Source organism: Runella sp. SP2 (assembly GCF_003711225.1).
Taxonomy (GTDB): domain Bacteria; phylum Bacteroidota; class Bacteroidia; order Cytophagales; family Spirosomataceae; genus Runella.
In genome coordinates this window covers 2414513-2435099 of the sequence record NZ_CP031030.1, presented here as the reverse complement: position 1 = coordinate 2435099, position 20587 = coordinate 2414513, and the positions used below count along the sequence as shown (strand labels likewise).

Annotated in this window: 18 protein-coding genes and 2 tRNA genes; 8 read left to right on the top strand and 12 right to left on the bottom strand. The window is 42.3% G+C overall.

Annotated elements, in window-relative coordinates:
• Positions 1–118: 118 nt before the first annotated feature.
• Both DTQ70_RS10305 and DTQ70_RS10300 read right to left on the bottom strand, forming a co-directional pair.
• Positions 119–898, bottom strand: coding sequence for a pentapeptide repeat-containing protein (locus DTQ70_RS10305; protein WP_122930728.1), 780 nt, complete (start codon positions 896–898; stop codon positions 119–121).
• Between the two features lie 81 nt (positions 899–979).
• Positions 980–1417: a DUF2721 domain-containing protein gene (locus DTQ70_RS10300; protein ID WP_122930727.1), complete on the bottom strand. Its 438-nt coding sequence runs from the start codon at positions 1415–1417 to the stop codon at positions 980–982.
• Positions 1418–1488: 71 nt separating this feature from the next.
• On the opposite strand from DTQ70_RS10300, the gene DTQ70_RS10295 reads away from it, so the two are divergent.
• The 3 genes from DTQ70_RS10295 to pepT all read left to right on the top strand — a co-directional run bounded on the left by DTQ70_RS10295 (position 1489) and on the right by pepT (position 4068).
• The gene (locus DTQ70_RS10295; RefSeq protein WP_122930726.1) at positions 1489–2160 is read left to right on the top strand and encodes an NUDIX hydrolase; all 672 of its coding nucleotides are present in this window, start codon (positions 1489–1491) and stop codon (positions 2158–2160) included.
• Between the two features lie 65 nt (positions 2161–2225).
• Positions 2226–2750: a hypothetical protein gene (locus tag DTQ70_RS10290; protein WP_122930725.1), complete on the top strand. Its 525-nt coding sequence runs from the start codon at positions 2226–2228 to the stop codon at positions 2748–2750.
• Positions 2751–2829: 79 nt separating this feature from the next.
• On the top strand, positions 2830–4068 hold the full coding sequence (gene pepT, locus DTQ70_RS10285) for a peptidase T (RefSeq protein WP_122930724.1): 1239 nt from the start codon (positions 2830–2832) through the stop codon (positions 4066–4068).
• A 94-nt stretch (positions 4069–4162) separates the two neighbouring features.
• On the opposite strand, the gene DTQ70_RS30665 is transcribed toward pepT, so the two are convergent.
• Positions 4163–4321 (bottom strand): hypothetical protein, encoded by a 159-nt coding sequence (locus DTQ70_RS30665; RefSeq protein WP_164489961.1) that lies wholly within the window; start codon positions 4319–4321, stop codon positions 4163–4165.
• A 216-nt stretch (positions 4322–4537) separates the two neighbouring features.
• Here DTQ70_RS30665 and DTQ70_RS10280 point away from each other — a divergent pair, with 216 nt between their 5' ends.
• Positions 4538–6064, top strand: coding sequence for a hypothetical protein (locus DTQ70_RS10280; protein ID WP_122930723.1), 1527 nt, complete (start codon positions 4538–4540; stop codon positions 6062–6064).
• A gap of 34 nt (positions 6065–6098) precedes the next feature.
• Here the strand turns inward: DTQ70_RS10280 and DTQ70_RS10275 are convergent, their stop codons facing one another.
• Positions 6099–7430 carry an AarF/ABC1/UbiB kinase family protein gene (locus DTQ70_RS10275; RefSeq protein WP_122930722.1) on the bottom strand — a complete coding sequence of 444 codons (1332 nt, stop codon included), beginning with the start codon at positions 7428–7430 and terminating at the stop codon, positions 6099–6101.
• Complete coding sequence (locus DTQ70_RS10270) at positions 7427–8062, bottom strand: TetR family transcriptional regulator C-terminal domain-containing protein (RefSeq protein ID WP_122930721.1); 636 nt, start codon at positions 8060–8062, stop codon at positions 7427–7429. Before DTQ70_RS10270 ends, DTQ70_RS10275 begins: the two co-directional genes overlap by 4 nt.
• 184 nt (positions 8063–8246) lie before the next feature.
• Between DTQ70_RS10270 and DTQ70_RS10265 the strand changes: the two genes are divergently transcribed.
• Entirely contained in the window at positions 8247–10571 is a 2325-nt protein-coding gene (locus DTQ70_RS10265) for a penicillin-binding protein 1A (protein ID WP_122930720.1), read from the top strand.
• Positions 10572–10577: 6 nt separating this feature from the next.
• Positions 10578–11708, top strand: a complete 1131-nt coding sequence (locus DTQ70_RS10260; RefSeq protein WP_122930719.1) for a glycerate kinase — start codon at positions 10578–10580, stop codon at positions 11706–11708.
• On the opposite strand, the gene DTQ70_RS10255 is transcribed toward DTQ70_RS10260, so the two are convergent.
• The 3 genes from DTQ70_RS10255 to DTQ70_RS10245 form a co-directional block, all read right to left on the bottom strand.
• A complete protein-coding gene (locus tag DTQ70_RS10255) occupies positions 11688–13526 on the bottom strand; it encodes an alkaline phosphatase (RefSeq protein WP_164489960.1) in 1839 nt (612 codons plus the stop codon). The two genes, DTQ70_RS10260 and DTQ70_RS10255, sit on opposite strands and share 21 nt — an antisense overlap.
• 378 nt (positions 13527–13904) lie before the next feature.
• A complete protein-coding gene (locus DTQ70_RS10250) occupies positions 13905–14636 on the bottom strand; it encodes a zinc ribbon domain-containing protein (RefSeq protein WP_122930717.1) in 732 nt (243 codons plus the stop codon).
• A gap of 68 nt (positions 14637–14704) precedes the next feature.
• Entirely contained in the window at positions 14705–15805 is a 1101-nt protein-coding gene (locus tag DTQ70_RS10245) for a Nif3-like dinuclear metal center hexameric protein (RefSeq protein ID WP_122930716.1), read from the bottom strand.
• Between the two features lie 173 nt (positions 15806–15978).
• On the opposite strand from DTQ70_RS10245, the gene DTQ70_RS10240 reads away from it, so the two are divergent.
• Both DTQ70_RS10240 and DTQ70_RS10235 read left to right on the top strand, forming a co-directional pair.
• Positions 15979–16055, top strand: a tRNA-Asp gene (locus tag DTQ70_RS10240).
• Positions 16056–16087: 32 nt separating this feature from the next.
• Positions 16088–16161 (top strand) — tRNA-Asp (locus tag DTQ70_RS10235).
• Between the two features lie 125 nt (positions 16162–16286).
• Here DTQ70_RS10235 and DTQ70_RS10230 read toward each other — a convergent pair.
• The 4 genes from DTQ70_RS10230 to DTQ70_RS10215 form a co-directional block, all read right to left on the bottom strand.
• The gene (locus DTQ70_RS10230; RefSeq protein ID WP_122930715.1) at positions 16287–16586 is read right to left on the bottom strand and encodes a hypothetical protein; all 300 of its coding nucleotides are present in this window, start codon (positions 16584–16586) and stop codon (positions 16287–16289) included.
• Positions 16587–16607: 21 nt separating this feature from the next.
• On the bottom strand, positions 16608–17606 hold the full coding sequence (locus DTQ70_RS10225; RefSeq protein WP_122930714.1) for a RimK family alpha-L-glutamate ligase: 999 nt from the start codon (positions 17604–17606) through the stop codon (positions 16608–16610).
• A gap of 360 nt (positions 17607–17966) precedes the next feature.
• Positions 17967–18845 (bottom strand): toprim domain-containing protein, encoded by an 879-nt coding sequence (locus tag DTQ70_RS10220; RefSeq protein ID WP_122930713.1) that lies wholly within the window; start codon positions 18843–18845, stop codon positions 17967–17969.
• Between the two features lie 321 nt (positions 18846–19166).
• Positions 19167–20525 carry a primase-helicase family protein gene (locus tag DTQ70_RS10215; protein ID WP_122930712.1) on the bottom strand — a complete coding sequence of 453 codons (1359 nt, stop codon included), beginning with the start codon at positions 20523–20525 and terminating at the stop codon, positions 19167–19169.
• Positions 20526–20587 lie beyond the last annotated feature (62 nt).

Genomic DNA, 20587 nt, shown 5'->3' with positions numbered 1-20587 from the left:
GTTTTAGTTGTTTGATTTGTCGCAAGTTAAATCAAATCGCCCTGCCTTGGGTCTAAAACCTACCAAAACAAAAAAGGAGGCGTCGAACCTCCCTTTTTTGTCGCTTTGTGTTCGTCTCCTAACGGCTTACGTAGCGTTTGCCGTTGGAATATTTAAAATCGGTAGAGCCTTCAAAATCGGTACTTTGGAAGTCGGTGTCGTTCGAGAAGCTGGTGTATTTGAAATCGGCATGACGCTGGAAACGGCCGCTTTTGAAGGATACGCCGTCGTGGAAATGAGCGTATTTGAAGTCAGCGTAGTCGCGGAAATGAGCGTTTTTGAAATACACTTGGTCGTCAAAATCCGCGTACTTAAAGTTGGCATATTCGCTAAACTGATTGCCAGTAAATGACGCCTCACCTTTGAAATGTGCGTATTTGAAATTGGCCTGCTGACTAAATTTCGTTCCCGAAAAGTTGGCTACGCGCGAAAATTTTGAATACTTAAATTCCGAATCACCTTCAAAAGTACAGTTTTCAAATACCACATTTTCAGTAAAATCAGTCGAGTAAGTTGTGCTTGACTCGCCTAACTCAATGTTGAAACCTGCGATACTTTTACGCTTACCGTCTTTTGAGAGGTTTTTGTACGCAATGACATCTCCTTTGAAAGTACAATTTCTGAATACAACAGGTACTTCGACCGTACTTTTGTATTCGTCCCAAGACGCTTTGTTGTTCTTGCGTTTTTTGTTGGATAACTCCGTTAAATCCAGTGTACCTACGACAACAACGCCATCGTATTGGATTTGTTGTTTCTTGTCAATAGCCTCAAAAATGCTTTTGGCGGAAACTTCTTTTTGTGCAAAACTGACAAGAGATACACAGATGGCGAAAACAAAAATGGAAAGGCGTTTCATGGTTGTGTGCTTTTTAGTGTTAAAATGGCTTTTGTTATAAGATGCCAAAAAGCACAGCTTGGTTGCACGAAAGCTGAAAAATTATTCCTTAGCTCGCGAGCGACCAAATAAATCGAACCGCTTTCCGAGTTGGGCTTCCATATCACTCAATTCAATTTTAAGGGCGTGTATCGAAATGGTAATTTCCCAAATGGAAAGGGTAAGGGCGAGAATTTGAAATAAAAGGGCGACAAAAAAGAGACCTTGGGCAAAGGGCTGGTAATGTAAATAAATGGCCAACATCGAAACCGCACTTAGCAACAGGCTAGTAACAATGATAAACTGAATATTGCGGATGATATGAACCCGACGGTGGAGGTGCTTGATTTGGTCCACGTAATTTTTGTCGGGATTTTGTCGAAATTTATCGTGAAGTTCACGAATTAAGCTCGCAATGGCCAAATAACGATTCGTAAAAGCAATCATCATCAACGAGACCGTTGAAAATAAAATAGCTGGAGTCGAGATAGAAAGTTCCATGTAAAATGAACAAATGAGACTATGTGAGAATGAGTGATATTGTCGTACTTTGTGGCTAAATTTTGCTTCGGATGAAAGAAAACGTATTTGACTCCCACAAATTTAATCTTTGGAAAGGTCGATTGTTGAAAAATGGCCTCAATATTCATCAAATTGATGAAAAATTTACCCGCCACAACCATAAAGGTGAGGCATTGTTTTCACTACTCATGCTCAATGCCACTACGCCTGAGGGTGATAAAATTCCCCCTATTTGTTTTTTAAAAGGAGAGGTGCTTTGCGTATTGGTATGTTTGATTGATGAACTAACGAAGGAAAAATATTTGCTTTTGGTACGTCAGCGGCGTATCTGTGACGGGTCGCTCACGTACGAACACCCCGCAGGAATGCTCGACAGCGAATCGGATGCCTACAAAGTAGCCGCCAAAGAGGTATGGGAAGAGACGGGGATTGAAGTGGCACAAAGTCAGTTGGTTAGGCTCATGGAAGCACCTGCGTATCCTTCAACGGGCACAAGTGATGAAGCGATGTACTATTTCTATTGTGAGATTGAGCTTCCCAAAGAAAAAATCATGTCGTACGACCAGCGATTTATGGGAGAAGCCTCTGAACATGAGCGGATTGTGACTTGTGTTTTGCCATTTTTGGAAGGCCACCGACTCATCAATAACGTCAATGGTATTTTACTTGATTTCCTGTACCTAAAGGCAATAGGAGATTGGGAATTGCTGAAGCAGTTATAAATAGGTTTGGTATGGTTTTTTAGTAGAATGGATACTATACAATTAACCAAAAATCAGCTACTGCCATGTCAAAAATTCACGATATCGCCGCCAAATACCAGATAACCGAAGCGACTGTACGGACGTTATTGGAAGGATTACAAACCACTAGTGGTTTTCAAGTGCAATTTAACAGTGCCGAATTGGGAGGAATGGGGCAGTGGCAATCAGGAATGGTGATGATTGGCGACATGTTTAACGATGGACTCAAGGCCAAAGTAGCCGCTTTGTGTGCCGAACTTGCGTCTTTTGTGCGTGAGCATCAGGCTACGCAACCTGAGGAAAGAGAAAAGAAAGATGCCACAGTGGCTGCTCCCATCAAAACCATTCCTGCGACGTTCAGTGGTAGTCAAAACGGAACAAAATATGCCTATTATGCCCCTCAAAATGTGTTGCAGTTGGAAGAAGATGGCACTGTATCTCGTTACTCTACTGAAGGCTTAACCCTTTGGGGGGTACAGCAATCGCAAGATGGAACTGGAAAAAAACTGAAATTTACTCACGCAGGAGGTACCATTACCGTCGATGACCTCAAACCTGCGGTAGAATAACCAAGACTTTCCAAGTTCGCGTTAACAAGAACAAGAAACTTGGAAAGTCTCAATAAATTTAAACCCAATTTAACTTTTTATGTCATCAACAGTACTCGAACGGTTTCTAAGATACGTTCAAATTGATACCCAATCAGACCCAAATTCTTCTTCGCAACCTTCTACTGAAAAACAAAAAAATCTCAGTCGAATTTTGGTCAATGAACTGTTTGAAATGGGGGTTGTGGATGCCCACCTCGACGAACACGGCTACGTATATGTAACGCTTCACGCCAATACAGACAAATTAAACGTTCCTGTCATTTGCTTTTGTTCACACGTGGACACCTCTCCCGACTGCACAGGTGCGGGTGTCAAACCGATTGTGCACAAGGCGTGGGACGGTTCGGATATAGTATTACCCGACGACCCCACGCAGGTGATTCGTCGCTCGGAACACCCAGATTTAGACGCGCAAATTGGCAATGACATTGTGACCGCCAGCGGCACTACTTTGTTGGGGGCAGATAACAAAGCAGGTGTTTCCGAAATCATGGACGCCGTACGCTACTTGTTAGAACATCCTGAAATCAAGCACGGTACGATAAAAATTTTGTTTACCCCCGACGAAGAAATTGGTCGAGGAACGAATAAAGTGGACCTCGCCAAGTTAGGTGCCGATTTTGGCTATACCATCGACGGTGAAAGCCTTGGGTCGTTTGAAGACGAAACCTTCAGTGCCGACGCCGTAAAAATTACCATTCGTGGCATCAGTGCGCATCCAGGTTTTGCCAAAGGGAAACTCGAAAATGCCCTTAAAATTGCGGCGGACGTAATAGCCGCTTTGCCAAAAGACGCCCTTTCTCCCGAAACGACCGAAGAAAAACAAGGATTTATTCACCCGACTAACATCGAAGGAATCCAAGAAAAAGTGACCCTTGGTTTTATCATTCGTGATTTTACGGTGGCTGGCCTTCACGAAAAAGAAACCTACCTCAAAGGGATTCTTGACCAAGTTTTACAACAATATCCTCATTCAACGGCCGATTTTGAGGTCATTGAACAATACCGAAACATGAAAGAAGTGCTTGATAACCACCCGCATGTCTCGGAATACGTATGGGAAGCAATCCACCGCTCAGGGTTGACTCCGTTAAAAAGAAGCATCCGAGGTGGAACCGATGGCTCCCGACTTTCCTTCATGGGCTTGCCATGTCCGAATATCTTCACGGGTGGTCATGCTTTTCACTCAAAATTGGAATGGGTTTCGGTTCAAGACATGCAAAAAGCAGTCGAGGTAATTGTGAACCTTTGTCAAATTTGGGAAGAAAAGCACTAATTCTACTTGATATAAAGCAACACCGCGCACGAAGGAGTAAATGCGAACGAAGTTTTGGTTTTTAGTTTGGGCGCGGTGTTTTGCTTTTTATGGGTTATTTAAAGACGTTTCCTCCAAAAGGTTGTCCAGTACGGGCGATGGTTTCAAAGGCCGATTGATGACGTAGAAACCAAGTTAAAAAGCGTTTGAACAAGTTCTTAGATTGAGCAAGCTCAAAATAGGCTTTAATGTGTTCAAAATTAATTGCGATCATGGTATTGCTGTTTGATGAATGTACCACAAAGGTCGGAATAATACAAACAAACCCCAAATGACGAATTGGAATAGTACAATTTGGTGGTAGGCAAATCCCAGAAACCACCCAAAGTTGCTCTATGAGTGCAGTAAGTTCTTGATAAAATGATAGGCTATTTTGATATAAAAAGTGGCCTTTTTTGGGTTTTAAATGTTAATTCAAAACAAATTGTAAATGATTTTACAGGCAGGAAAATATGCGTTTTTATACGAACTAGGGAGCATTCGTCAGTTAAAACATGAGGGAAAAGAAGTAGTTCGGATGATTTATTTTGCCTTACGTGACCATAATTGGGGCACGTTTGATAAAGTAATTTTTGACGAAGTTGTTCAAAATGAAGGAACTAGCTTTCGGATTTCTTACAAATGTACCCACGTAAATGAAGCTTCAACGCCGATTTTTGAGTGGGAGGTAGCTATCAGTGGAGCCGAAAATGGAAAGATAAATTTTGAGATTTCGGGAAAAGCATTGATGGACGTGTGGAGCAATAGAGCTGGGTTTTGCGTGTTACATCCTATCAAAGGAATCGCGAATCAGCCCGTTTTGATAGAACACGAAGATGGTTCTTTTTCAACATCACGTTTTCCCAAATATATTTTGCCAGAAGACCCTTTTTTGATGATTCGTTCAATGAAATGGCAAGTGACGGAAGGAGCGACGTATCAAATGGATTTTGAGGGAGATACGTTTGAGACCGAAGACCAGCGCAATTGGGGAGATGCTTCTTTTAAAACGTTTTGTACACCCTTATCCAAGCCATTTCCTGTTTTGCATAAAAAAGGAAACACTGTTTTTCAACGAATTACGCTTCAGCCGCCCATTGAAAATCCATTTTTGGAAATTAAGCCAGAAGAAGCCGTTTTAGCCTCGAAAGCGACTGCCTTTCAACTGGGAATTGGGGCGTCGGTTGAATCGGCAGCATTGACTAAGGAAGCCATCGACCAGTTGAAAAAGCTACAGTTAACGCATTATCGCATCGACCTCGAACTGCCTTCTGCTACGTGGATTACTGAATTTTCCAATCATTGTGAAAATGCCTTTGACCTTGGTTTGCCTTTGGAAGTAGCCCTTACGATAGGAGAGGAGGAAGAAAAAAACTTGGAAGAATTTGTGTTTATCTGTCAACAAAATCGCTTGAATATCAGTAGTGTTTTGTTGTTTTCGACAAATGAGGTAACTACGCCGCAACGAATCATTGACTTAATTCCAACTTTAAAAAATCAACTTCCGAACGTCAAATTTGGGGTAGGTACCAATTACAATTTTACGGAACTAAACCGCAACCGTTTTGAGGCCAAAGAAGCCGATTTTGTCACGTTTTCCTACCATCCGCAGGTACATGCTTTCGACAATCTTACGATTCTAGAAAATGCCGAAACGCTGCAATACCAAACAGAAAGTGCCGAACATTTGTATAACAAACCCGTTCACATCAACTTTATTTCTTTGCGAGCCCGCGCCAATCCGTACGCTTCTTCCCCTGCCGATGTTCAAATTCCCCTTTCAAAGCAAATAGATCCACGCCAATCAACAGATTTTGCAAAGGATTGGGTATCAGAAGTTTTGCAGAGTCTATCGGTAAGCAGGGTGGCTTCTGTAACGCTTTTACGTACGGTAGGCGAACTGGGGATTCTGTCTTTGGAGGGAAAACCGTACCCTGCATTTGGGGCGTTTCCTAAAAAAAATAGCTCGTCGGACTAACTTTCCGACGAGCTACCAACAAAGATTACGGTTATTAAGCAAAAGCTATTTCTTTCTTACTCCGTAGCCAATCGGGGCGGGTAGTTTTGATTTTTGCGCCCAGTTCGTTGAGCATCGAATAAAGACCAAAATAGGTGCGGTTGATGTATAAGCCATCCTTAGAACCACGCGCCACTTTTGAATTTCTGATTTCTTCCACTTTGGCTAGTTCGTCGGCAAAGGCATAGACTGAATCAAAATACGTATGGTCACCGAAGTCAAATTCATCGACGGCGAAAGGTTTGCCCAACATCACAATCATTTGTTTAAACAAATCTTTGAACAAAGCTTTTTCACTGGGTTTGTCTTCTTTGACCAAAAATTCGAGGTTATAGAAGATTTTTTCAATCAACGGATCATTGTCCAGCGTGTCGGGATTGATAAGCGTAAAATAATTGTCGTAAAAGTAGTCTGGAATAACTTTTACGCAACCAAAATCAATGACGCCCATGGTGCCATCGGCGCGCATCAAGAAATTGCCAGGGTGCGGGTCGGCATGAACTTGGCGAAGCGTATGTACTTGGTGGTCATAAAAATCCCAAAGCAACTGCCCAATCCGATTGCGAACCTCCTGAGACGGATTTGTTTGAAGAAAATCTTTGAGGTGAAACCCGTCCAGCCAGTCCATTGTCAAAACTCGTTTGGCCGAAAGGTTGGGGTAGTATTTTGGGAAAATAAGCCCATCAATGTGTTTACACGCTTCCGATATTTCCACCGAACGACGCAATTCAAGGTCATAGTCGGTTTCTTCCAAAAGTTTGGTTTCTACCTCTTCGGTATATCGTTCTACGTCTTTTTCATTGAGACCAAACAAAGTCACTGCCATGGGCTTGACCATTTTCAAATCCGAGCTAATGCTATCGGCCACGCCAGGGTATTGTACCTTGACGGCCAATTTTTTCCCATTTTTAAACGCTTGATGCACTTGTCCAATAGAGGCTGCATTGGCGGCATTGATGTCAAACTGGTCGAAGAGTTCGTGCGGAGCTTTGCCAAAGAAATTCCGAAATGTCTTCACGACAAGTGGTCCCGACAACGGCGGTGCTGAGTATTGCGACATTTGAAACTTATCGACATAGGCGCGGGGCAAAACACTGCGATCCATGCTGAGCATTTGGGCTACTTTTAAGGCAGAACCTTTCAATTCACTCAACGATTCATAAACGTCAGTGGCATTGTCTTGGTGCAACTCTTCCCGAGTCGTGGTGGGGTCAATGATTTTTTTGACGTTGTATTTCAGGTAATTCCCGCCAATTTTTGCCCCTGTTTTTAAGAACTGAGTGGCCCGTGCCACTTTGGAGGTGGGGATGCTATCTTGTGTTTTCATCGGTTCTGATACATAAATTTTGCTAAGTCAACCACGGTATCGACAATCGAACGACCCATTAAATCGAAACCAGTATTCACCGTTTTTTCGATGGCGGTATCCGTTAATTCAAAGTTTCGACTGGTATCTTTTATCCAAAAGTCTAAAATATAAAGCGTGTTGAGCCAAACAGCTTCGGGATATTTATTGGCAATGTAAGGACGAGCAATCACTTCTTTACTTTCGCGCCCTTCGTACATCAAATCGTGCGCAAACGTCAAAAAGGCTTCTTTGAAAAGACGAAGCTCTTGGGGATTTTTGGCCGCGACGGGCTGAGGAAGTTTGCGGTAATTATATGAAACAAAGCTCCGATTGGCTTTGAGCACTTCTACCCATGTATAATAAAATGCCAAAAGCTTTTCGCGAACGCTATACCCTTGATAGGTAGGGTCAGTTTCGGCAGTTTTAATGGCTTGGTCAAAAAAAGACTTCCATACATCCATTTCAATAGACTCAAACGAGGTGTAAAATTCGTAGAGTTCAGCCTCTGCCATTTTTAATTTTTTGGCAAAAGCATAAAATGAAGCAGGGGTTTGCCCGTTTTCAAGGACATAATCAATATACGACTTACGGATTTTTTCGGCTTTTTCCATGATATGTAGTCAATCTAAATACACAATAAACAACGAACTGTGTCCTAAAAAGGTTTGGTAAAAGCGGGTATTTAGTTTTGCAAAACAACATGCCGAGTTTTGCACGTTTTTTGCATGATTATAAAAAAAATACAGTTAAAAACCGTATAATTGCGTTCTGAGGCGTATTATTTAAGCATCTACTATGGCATTTTTGAACGGAAAGTACCGTAAACCTATCATTCGATTTTGGCAATTGGCTGCCGTTATTATTGGAAGCGCTGTTTTGTACTTGGTAGCAGTCTATTTTAATTTCTTTTGGCTTTTTGGTGGAATGCCTGAATTAAAAGCCATCGAAAATCCTGAAAGTCAAGTAGCTTCGGAAATCATTTCGGCGGATGGGCAAACGCTCTCAAAATATTTTATTGAAAATCGGACGCCTGTTGAGTTTGATCAACTTTCCCCAAATCTTGTGAAGGCGCTTATCGCTACTGAAGATGCGCGTTTTGTGAAACACTCAGGTATTGACCCCCGTTCCATGTTTCGGGTATTCAAAGGGCTTGTGTCAAGTGAGCAAGCGACAACTGGTGGTGGTAGTACAATCACCCAACAGTTGGCCAAAAACTTGTTTCAAACCCGCAGCGATAAATATAAAGGTTCGTTGGGCGATTTACCGATTATAAAAACCGTTATTGCCAAAACCAAAGAATGGATTTTGTCGGTGCGGTTGGAGCGGAATTATACCAAACAAGAAATCATGACGATGTACCTAAACACCGTGTCGTTTGGTAACAATGCCGATGGGATTAAAACCGCCGCAAAGACATACTTCAAAAAAGAACCTTGGAACCTCGACCTTCCCGAAGCCGCTTTGCTCGTGGGAATGTTACAAAATCCTTCTCGTTTTAACCCTCGTTTGTTTAAAGAGCGGGCTTTAGAACGCCGTAATGTGGTGTTGGGGCAAATGATGAAATATGGCTTCTTAACAGTTGAAGAATATGCCCAAAATAAGTTAAAGCCGCTTGCTCTTAATTTTTACATTGAAAACCACAATACTGGGCCTGCGCCTTATTTCCGTGAAGTACTTCGTGACTGGATGAAATCTTGGTTGACACAATATAACCAAGAAAACGGCACTGATTATGACTTGTACCGTGACGGACTTCGTATTTATACGACGATTGATTCAAGAATGCAGAATTATGCCGAACAGGCAGCCGACCAACACATGCGCGACCAACAAACCAAGTTTTTTAATCACTTCAAAGAGCTCAAAATGAACCCTTGGGTTGTGAAAGGAACGAATGGTGGTTATGCGCCCGATCCTTACTTTGAAAAACGGGCTGTACGCAGAAGTTGGCGTTACCGCGAATTAAAGAAAGTATATGGGGAGGATGAGGTGAAGATTTGGCAAGAATTGCGCAAACCTATTAAAATGAAGGTTTTCTCGTGGCAAGGCGACCGTGACACGATTATGAGTCCGTTGGACTCGATTAAGTATTACAATAAGTTTTTGCGCATCGGGATGGTGTCAATGGATCCGCGAAACGGTGACGTAAAAGCGTGGGTAGGAGGAATTAACTTTAAACACTTCAAGTACGACCAAGTATATCAAGGGAAGCGTCAACCAGGTTCTACCTTCAAGCCGTTTGTGTATTGCTCGGCCATCAATGAAAGCTTTGTCACACCCTGTACGACCATTCGCGATGCACAGGTTTGTATTGGCGACTGGTGTCCCAAAAACTCAACAGGCTCATTTTCAGGGCAAGAGCTGACGCTTCGTCAAGCGCTGGCCAAATCGGTCAACTCCATTAGTGCGCGGTTGATGAGCATGGTAGGGCCTAAAAAAGTGGTCGAATACGCGCATAAACTAGGGATAAAAAGCCCGATTCCTGCCGAAGTAACCATTTGTTTGGGAACACCCAACGTATCGGTTTTTGAAATGGTCAATGCTTATTCAACTTTTGCCAACGGAGGAAAACACGTTCAACCACGTTTTGTAACCCGTATCGAAAATAAAGAAGGACAAGTGTTGGCAGAGTTTCCTGTCGATGAAAAAGAGGTGATTAGCCCAAGCATGGCGTATCAAATGTTGTTTATCATGCGTGGTGCTGTTGAAGATCCGTGGGGAACAGCACAGCGCCTTCGTACTCAATATGGACTTTCTGAAAATAATGACATTGCGGCCAAAACTGGTACGACCTCAGACTATACCGATGGTTGGTTTATGGGGATGACTCCTAATTTGGTAACGGGTGTTTGGGTAGGTGGTGAAGATAATCACGTGCACTTCACGACGATGGCGCTGGGACAAGGGGCGCGGATTGCGATGCCTGCCTGGGGACTTTATATGCAAAAAATATATGCAGACCCTGATTTGGCAGGCAACGAGCGTTCGCCGTATCGACGCGAGCGTTTTTATAAACCCGACGGTATGGAAACGAATTTGGGTTGCGGTGGCCCTAAATTGGACACCCTCAATACCTACATGCGGCCAAGGGTAACCGACGATGAAAGTATTCTGTTTTAAGTCCTGATGAAAATCCTCTTAGCCCCTGATAAATTTAGAGGTTCGTTGACCGCGCTCGACGTCTGTAACGCCATGCGTGATGGTATTTTGGCCGCCAACCCAACGGCGGAAGTGATTGCGATTCCAATGGCAGATGGGGGAGAGGGCACGGCAGAAATTTTAACCCAAGATGCGGATGGCTTTTTTGTAGAAACGGAGGTGATGGATCCGCTGTGGCGTCCTATTAGGGCCAATTTTGGGATGACTCCCAATCGCCAAACGGCTTTTCTCGAAATGGCCAGCGCTTCGGGTCTCAAATTACTCAGTTCAGAAGAGCGAAATCCTTTAAAAACAAGCACTTACGGAACTGGAGAGCTAATAGTAAAGGCGTTTGAAGCGGGAGCCAAACACATTATTTTGGGGATTGGGGGCAGTGCCACTACCGATGCAGGCATTGGAATGGCTGCCGCACTTGGGTGGCGCTTTTGCGATAAAACAGGCCATGAACTAGCGCCCGTCGGCGAAAATTTACTTCAAATTGAACAAATTATCCCGCCTGAAAGTCCATTAATTGACGTTACCATTGACGTAGCTTGTGATGTAACTGCACCGCTTTTTGGGCCTTCAGGGGCAGCTTACGTTTATGCCCCACAAAAAGGAGCGGATGAGGCAGCGGTAAAAACCTTAGATGCTGGATTACAACACGTAGCAGCGGTTATTCACCGCGATTTTGGGATAGACTTGGCACACCAACCTGGAACTGGTGCAGCAGGTGGGCTAGGGTTTGGACTTTTATTTTTTCTCAAGGCCAACCTCAAAGAAGGCGTCAAAATTGTGATGGAACAAACGCATTTTGAAGAACAATTAGCAGGTGTCGATTTAGTTTTTACCGGCGAGGGAAAAATGGATGAACAAACCCTGCAAGGGAAGTTGATTGCAGGGATTGCCAAAGCAGCCAAGGCAAGAAATATTCCTGTGATAGCCTTGTGTGGAACACTCCTGTTGACTACCCACGACATACATTCGTTGGGGCTTTCGTATGCAAGGTCAATTTTGCCCCGTCCAATGACACTCCCTGAGGCGATTGATTACGCCTATCAGGGAGTGAAGGAAACCTCACATTCGTTGGTGTCGTTATTAACGCTTCTCCAACAATGACTTTATTTTATCTGAAAGCTCAGTATTCTGATAAATTCCTCCGAATAATTGCGATTGAGGGCCATAGGCATACACAGGAACCATGATGCCAGAGTGGCCTTTTGAACCAAAATTAGCTTTTAACATTCCATCTTTGTCGCTACCACCCGTCAGGGCCATGGCACCAGTTTCGTGGTCTGCCGTTACGATAACAAGCGTTTGGCCATCTTGGTCGGCAAAACGGAGTGCTTCTGCCACAGCTTGGTCAAAATCAAGAACTTCATTCATCACATAAGAAACATTGTTGGCGTGTCCAGCGTAGTCAATTTGCGCACCTTCGGCCATCATAAAGAAGCCTTTTGGGGCATTTTTCTTAAAATGTTTGACCGTTTCTCCCACTGTTAAAGGTAGAAAATTGCCCCGCCCTTTTTCCATCGAAAGGCCCGCTTGGTCGTCAAGAACGACAAACTTGTCTTTTTTGGTTTCAGAAGTAATATCGGCATACCGACGAATAACGGAGTAATTACGCGCCACTAACGAATCCCCCAAATTGGCTTTGTCTTTGCGCTCAAAGAAGTATTTGCTGCCCCCACCTGCCAATACATCAGTAGGCTCTTTTAGAAAATCTGCCGCAATTTCTTCTTGCATACTTCGCTTGGGTTGATGGGCGTAAAAAACGGCAGGGGTGGCATCCGTTATGGGGCCTGAAGAAATTACCGCCGTTTTTTTGCCATTGCGCCGTGCAACAACTGCCAACGAAGGCCGCGCTACCAAGGTTGCGTCCATTCCTATGGTGCCGTTTTTGGTTTTATGACCCGTAGCCAAAGCCGTCCCAGCTGCCGCCGAATCGGTGATATAGCCTTCCGCAGGTTGGGTTTGCATCAAGCCCAGGCGTTTGAACAAAGCCAAGTGAAGTTGACCATGATTAGCGACTAACCCCGTTTGCATGTGGGCAAGTCCCATACCGTCCCCGATTAAAAAGATAATATTTTTAGGTGTTTTGAGAGCACCATCGCTACGGTATGTAGGTTGGTAAACGGTATAAGGAGATGATGGATATGTGTATTGATTATCAGCTGGTTTGTTATTTTTAAAATAGTCGGCTAATACCTGTGGGCGGTCGGTTCCAATCCAGTCAACACCAAGGGCCGTGAGTTCTTTCCAAATGGCCTCGTTGTCGGGAGCACCCCAAAAACGAACTTTTTTTCCTTGTTGGTGCGCCCGCGTGACGTACTCAACTGTTTTTTCGCGGTCTTCTTTGGGGAAAAGCCCTTTGCCATCCCAACGAGATACGAGTGTAAACGGCGCACTAATGAGTGCAACACGTTTGAGGGCGGCGGCATCGTAGGTTTGCTCAAAACGTCCATCAAATGAAATCCAAGAAGGATAATTGGCAAATTGTGCGGGAGTTGGCATACTGCCACTAATGACCACACGCGCGTTTTTCCCTTCGCCAAAAAGTTCGGGGTAGCGACTCAGCTGACTTACCAGCGAATCGAGGGTAGGAGAGGCAGGTGTTTTAAGGTCAATCAGAAACTGAAAAGGATAATTCTTGCCTGCCTTTTGCTGTTGCTCCAAAGGCTGTAAATACATCTTTGTGAGTGTTTGGTCGGGTTTTACTTCCGAGGGCAAATGTGCCACGACGAGCTCTCCATTATGCAAATAAAGGTCAGCTTCGATAGAGCCACACTGAAGCGTATGCGCACCCCAAAATGGGCTTACTTGCTGATAATCATTGTGGGAGTGGATGTTGGCATTGGTGTAATTGATTTGTGCACGAAGGTTGGTATGAACAAATCCTGCCATCAATAAAGAAAGACTAAAAATCGAAGTTTTCATAATAAAATTTAGTGTAGCGCCAACCATATTACCAATATTCAGCTCATTCTGACTATACCAATAAGTCAGAAAAATATTGGTTCGGTGCCAGGTGAGTGTAATGAAGCTTTAGCGTCTTTTGCCTCATCAAAGCGATTGGAGTTTAATGTAGTAATGTTTTTTTTTCGCCATCCCCATTTGAGACGCCAATGTGGAACGGAGATAAAAGGTGATTTTTGAGATGTTGCCATGGTCTTTTTTACAAAGTAACGTCTCAGGTGTGAACTAACTATGAAGAAGCTGTAATCTTAATATGATTTTTGAAAATAACCGTTAATAAACACAAAAACGCTTTGGGTCGAAATCCAAAGCGTTTTTGTGTTAGAAAAGTACAATAGACTATTTGTATTCAGTATCAACATCTGCGAAGATACGTCCACAGTGTTCACAAACAATAATTTTTTTCTTTTCACGAATATCTGCCTGACGCTGAGGGGGAACTACGTTAAAACAGCCTCCACAAGCACCACGTTTTACTTTCACTACACCCAATCCGTTTTCGGAATTGTTACGAATTTTCGTGTACGATTTGTACAAACGGTCTTCTACTTTTTGGGCTTGGGCTTCGCGCTGCTCCAACAAGCGTTTCTCGTCTTCGTGGCTTTCAGAAGTGATGGTATCAAGCTCTTGTTTTTTTGCTTTCAAATCCTCGCGACGCTCTTTCAACAGACCATCGGTTCCTGCGATTTCTTCCTTCTTAGCTTTGATTTTGTATTCTGCCTCCCGCATTTTCTTTTCTGCGAGTTCGATTTCAAGCGTCTGAAGCTCCATTTCTTTCGTGATGGCGTCGTATTCACGGTTGTTACGAACGTTCATCTGTTGTTCTTTGTAACGAGCAATCAACTTCTCAGCGTCTTTTTTTGTCGCTTTGTGGCGGCTAATTTCTTCGTCAAGAACACTGATTTCGTTGTTGAACTTTCCGATACGGGTTTCAAACCCCGCAATGTCATCTTCTAAATCACGAACTTCTTCGGGCAAGTCGCCGCGGATTTTCTTGATGTCATCTAACTGTGAGTCAATTTGCTGCAATTTGAGCAATAAGTCTAATTTCTGCGCGACGGTCAGTTCCATATTTGTTGGGTTTGAAGTGTGGTTAATTCCGTTTAGAATTTCATTTCTTACGTCCGATAACCGACACCTTACACGTAGTAATTTACTGGATTGGTAATAGTTTCCGACAAAATTGTCGCAAAATTAATGAATTTTTTCGACAAATATCGTTGCAATAATTCTTTTGTAAAAACTTCACTTTCATAGTGCCCAATATCACAAATAAGGATGCGGTCATCGGCATCAAAAAACTCATGGTATTTATAATCGGCAGTGATGAAAACATCGGCTTGTTGGCGAACCGCGTCGTTCAGCAAAAATCCTCCTGCACCCCCACAAACGGCTACTTTCTGAATGGTTGGGGAACAAATGGCGGTATGTCGAATGACATTTAATTGCATCTTTTGTTTCAAATAGGTCAAAAAATCGGCAGCTGCAATGCCTTCTGACAAAAGACCAATTGCCCCTGCACCTACTTCTTGATTGGTATTTTGCAAAAGCGTAAGATAGTGCGCCACTTCTTCATACGGATGGGTCTCGTTTAGTGTTCGCATCACCGTTGCTTCCAAATAAGCGGGAAAAATGATCTCAACTCGGCTTTCATTTACATGCTCGATTTCATTTGCATTTCCGATAAAGGGCGTAGCTGCTTCATTGGGGCGAAAAGTACCAGTTCCATTCACGCTAAAGCTACAATGGTCATAATTCCCGATTTGGCCAACACCGACGTTATGCAACGCATCGACGACCGATTGCGCGTTTTCGACGGGAGCAAAAAAGACAAGTTTCATTAATAAATCCTTTTTTGGGGCTAACACGCGAACGTTTTGCAAGCCCAAGCGATCTGCAATCATAAAATTGACGCCACCGACCACGTGGTCGAGGTTGGTATGCGTGGCATAAATGGCAACGTCGTTTTTAATGGCTTTGATTACCGTACGTTCGACGTAGTTTCGCCCATTAAATTTTTTCAACCCTCTAAATACAATGGGGTGGTGGGCAACAATCAAATTGCAATTTTTGGCAATGGCTTCATCGACGACGGCCTCTGTGCAGTCAAGCGAAACGAGTACATTGGTAACGGAGGCGGTTGGTTCACCAACAATGAGACCTGCGTTGTCGTATGATTCTTGGTAGGATAATGGTGCTATGGTTTCTAAAAAGTGCGTAATGTCTTTAATTTTTGTCATTTTTTTTGAGCGTGTAACTATTTAAAAATCAGAATTATGCCTTAAAAATTGAAAATAATTCAAAAAAAAGTCAGCTTTTTTGTTGGCAAAAGTATTGCATTGAAAGTTAAAAATAGTACTTTTGCACCACTTTCAGCGACACCAAAACGCAAAAAAGTAAAAAAATACAATTTGGTCCGGTAGTTCAGTTGGTTAGAATACATGCCTGTCACGCATGGGGTCGCGGGTTCGAGTCCCGTCCGGACCGCCAACACAAAGTAAGTGTTCTTTAAGTAAAATATTGGTCTGGTAGTTCAGTTGGTTAGAATACATGCCTGTCACGCATGGGGTCGCGGGTTCGAGTCCCGTCCAGACCGCTAGAAAAAGCCCTCAAAACTTGATTGTTTTGGGGGCTTTTTGCTTTCTCTTTTGCTGTCTTTTAATTGAAAGATTGCTTTCAAAGATTTATTGTTTAACCCTCTCTTATCTTCACAATCAGACTCTACGGATAAATCATAGATAAGTGGGAAAGCATTGATTTAAGCATTTTTCTTGCGCTGTCATCCAACATCTCCCCGTAGCAAATATCTAATTCAGGTATGTTACAACTGTCAGCCGCGTGATTGTAGGCTTTGACGTATTTAACAATCAATTGAACCATTGTATTCTCAAGCTCCTTCAAGGGTGGAAGTACTGAAATATCCACACTTTCCCTTAATTCTGCTCTTTCAAGTAGCCTATCTAAAGCATCCTTTAATACTTTTTTTTCTTGAGTCGTGGGCTTTTTTTTAGGTCGTGCCATCTTTGTGAAATTTAATAGGGGTTAGCGATTCCAAGGTGCTTTCATCCAACTTTTCATACCTGCTGAAGCTTCTTTTTGAGCTTGATTGTTGTTATCATCGGGCTTTTCGTCTTTATTAACTTTGTCTTCGATGAACCCAATCAAGTCATTAAAATAGTTGTGTCCAGTGATGTCGATAATCTTAGTACCAGGATTCCCATTGACCTCTATTACATAGGTTTTACCCTCTTCATCTTTGAGTATATCCACCCCCGCAAATTCGAGGTTCACAGCTTTGGCCGCTTTGATACAAATTTCAATGTCTGCATCTGACAATTCGACTTTTCGCCCGCTGCCTCCCTGCGAAATGTTGGCTCGAAAATCCTTTTTGCCTGCTCGTTCCATTGCTACGCTTACTTTATCGCCTATTACAATGGCTCGGATGTCTTTGGAGCCCGCTTTAATAAACTTTTGAAGCTTAACATTAGCATTCAGACGGTACAAGCTCTCAAGGGTCGTGTTGGTGGCTTGTGGAGTCTCAAGAATGAATACCCCTATCCCTTGACTCCCATTGATTAGCTTACCAATAGCGGGTAAACCTCCTACCTTTTTAATCAAAAAGTCGATATGTACGGGATTCGATGCGTAGGTAGTGAGGGGAACGCGCAAACCTCGTGCGCTCAATCGTTGCGTTGTTTTGAGCTTGTTTGAGGCTGTTTCAAGGCCATCAGCATCTTGGGGGCAATAGATGTTTAGATTGTCGGTTAAGTGCCTCAAAATGCTTGCACCGTGCGCCAAACCACCCCCAATCCTACTAACAATAGCATCATAGCTTTTGGCCTTAAGTCTGACAGGGTTCTCAAGTGTTGCAGAACCGTTGTAAATACGGTCATAACCATTTTCAGATTCAGACACGAAAAGGTACAAATCATTTGGATTGTGATGTTCATAAGTATGATTGCGCTTAGTGATAGCATCAATCAGGTGACGCGAGGGAGTACCTGTAGCGAGTACTAAGAAGTTCAAATTGTTCTGGCTCATGGCTATATTTATTAGATGATTAATAAGGCTATAAAGCAACAAAAACAGAATCAAAAAAAACAGGACACAAAATTTCACAAAAGTGAAGGGGTGTTCTTAGAAAAAATGATACTCTTTTTCTGGATAAAAACTGGGGGTATATTCCTAAAATTAAAGGGTGGCAATTGCCACAACCGATAAAGTGCGGGTTACCTTACTGTGTGTAACAGCGTACTTTTTGTTAGGGTAAAAAAAGTAACTACCTGTTTGTTAGATAGTTATAGTTAATTAGGCCGCAATTTGACTGCAAAACGTATGTTTTTTGGGTCTTTTTAGGTTAGTTTTTGCTTAGAAATACCCCAAAAAGCAGAGTGCCACGCGTTATAGATTTCCTTTATCCATCCAAAATTCATTAAAATCTTTGAACCCTTCGTATAGATGACTACAATCAACTACGTTTAATCGGTGATTTCTTAGATTGATGTAGGCTTTCTTGCCTGCTTCATCATTGTCTAGGTAAACATTTAGGGTTTGGTATTTAGAAAGAATTGGAACGGATTTTGTAACATTCGTAACAGAGTTCAAAACCAGTACACTATGATTTGAACGGGGGATTCGATAATACATTAATGCGCTCAAGAAATCAAAGAACCCCTCAAATACCGAAATCACTTTCGAGCCACTGACGGGAAAGTAAGCAGCCGCTTTAGGACGAGCGGTAAAGGTCAAACCATGCGCGTTTTTTATCTCATAACCTCCCTCATTGTTTTTAAAGCCTATGCCTTTGTAACGCTTTCCCTTGCATAAATACATTACCTCCGTTAGATACAAATAACCCAAGGTAGTATCTATTTTTCGGCTCATTAGGTAGTCGATCAGGTAAGGAGCTTCTAATGTACTTGTGTTTAAGACCGTGATGTGACTTTTGGGAGCAGGGTTTAGAGATTGGCCGTTAGAAAGAAAAGGAGTAGGCGGCGGGGCGGAGTTTGTCCAATTATTGAGATGTTGACAGGCTTCTTTGAAGCTAAATTTGTGAAGTCTTTGCACCAAACGTATGATGTCTTCGGGTTTTTCGTCCTCAGCAAAGTCTTTGTAAGTGTTTGAGTCTAAGTTTACGACAAACGAGGGGGTACTATCAGTACGAAAGGGGGAATGATAGTATAGTTTTTGGCCATGGGCTCTCGCGGGTTTCATGCCCTGACTTTCAAGGTAGCTTTCAATCGAAATGCTTTTGATTTGGGTGATGTGTTGGCGTTCCATATACTTTCTTTCTATCGGCTTAATAATTACTAAAAATTGCACTGCGTTTTTTGCGTTTTGTCAAAAGTCCACATTTTTACGTTTTCATCGAAAAAAATGGAACATTTGGAACAAAGTAGAAATGTCTCTGAAATATGGAACATTTGGAACAAACTTGGAACAAAAAATGGAACAATGTAAATAGATAAATATCAATAAGTTATGATACTTTGTTCCAAATGTTCCAATTATATAAACGTTTTTGAAAGTGGCACTTTTGAAGGCTTTTGTTTGTTCCAAACTTGTTCCAAGTTTGTTCCATTTGTTCCAAAATAACTAAACTCAAAAATCCCCATTTGTACTTTTCCAAGTTTCTGCCTCAAACCTCGAAAACGTGTAATGTACCTTATTTTGCCCGTTTGTTGTAGGGTAGTGTAGGTGGTTTGATTCAATGTTTTTTCGACTAAAAAGCGTGTAGTGGGTTCTTGGTTGGGGGGCTTTGTTGAGTTCTTTTTCAAGGGCTGACCTAACCCCCTCACGTTCGATTGTTCGTAATTCGGGCTTTAACTCTTCCATAATATCAGCAATGCCCAATTTGATTATGTCCTCTTTCGGGTACAAATCAAAAGTATCAATAATCAGTTTTTTGATGTACTGGGCCACTTTGCTAATGCTGTTATTATAGTAAAGCTGGAGTTGAGCGGTTTGATAAACCGACGGGTCAAAATACATACGGCTTTGATGGCTGTATTTGTACCGCCTTTGATTTAAAAAATGAAGAAAGGCAGGGATTTCGGCATCAATTTTTTCATCAATCAAAGGGTCATCTTTGGTACCTCTTTCTGCAAAGGTTGGAACTTTAAAAACCGCCCATCTAGGGTCGCCACGTTCTATAAAAAGGGCTTTACCTTCTTCGTTGGAAATAAAGATAAACTTCCCAAAAAAATCTACCTCCGTTTGGGCTTTGTTCTTTTCATTAACGGTGACTTTTCCTGTCTCCGTACTAAACCTTTTAAGCATTTGCGTAATGCCCTTTTTTTCCAATGAGGTTTCATCAACAATGATTGCTAATCGTTTGACCCATACTGAATTAAAGTCACTTTGTAGGTCGTTGTTCCCTATTTTGATAGCGTTGTCTTGAAATATCTTATAAACGACATTGGCAAAGGTGGACTTGCCCGTGTTTTTTTCTTGGGATTCTAGCAGTAAAATAGGCAAACGCTGATAGGGATTGAGGTAAAGCAGCTGCAAATAATCAAGCGCAAAATCAAAATAATGTTCTCCAAAAACGTGATTTATAACGGCCAAAATTGTATCACAATTTCCATTTTTGGGCTTGTGTTTTAGCTCGCTGTACTCGTTATAAAACCCGTTGATTACTTGTTGATAATTAACATGAGAAGCGACCATACAAAAATCATCGTACTTTGGAATGTATTTGATTATACCGTGGGTATGGTCATCAATAATTGTCCCTTTATTTAACTTTAGGTAGTCTTTATACAGACTTTTATCTTTATTAGGACGATAAACTATTTTATAATAGTTGTCGCCTACACGAATGAAGTTTTTAGCATTGTGTTTGAGTTTTCTTTGCTTTTTTTCTTCCTCTTCGCTTGTGCTGCCTTCTTGTTTATCTTCATTTGGAATATTGTTAAAATATTCATTGTCAACTACTTCGGTGTTTTCTTGAAATTTCATAAATTTGTACTGTTAGGAATTTAATGTTGATAAAAATCTTCATTTGTTGGGGTTTAAAAACT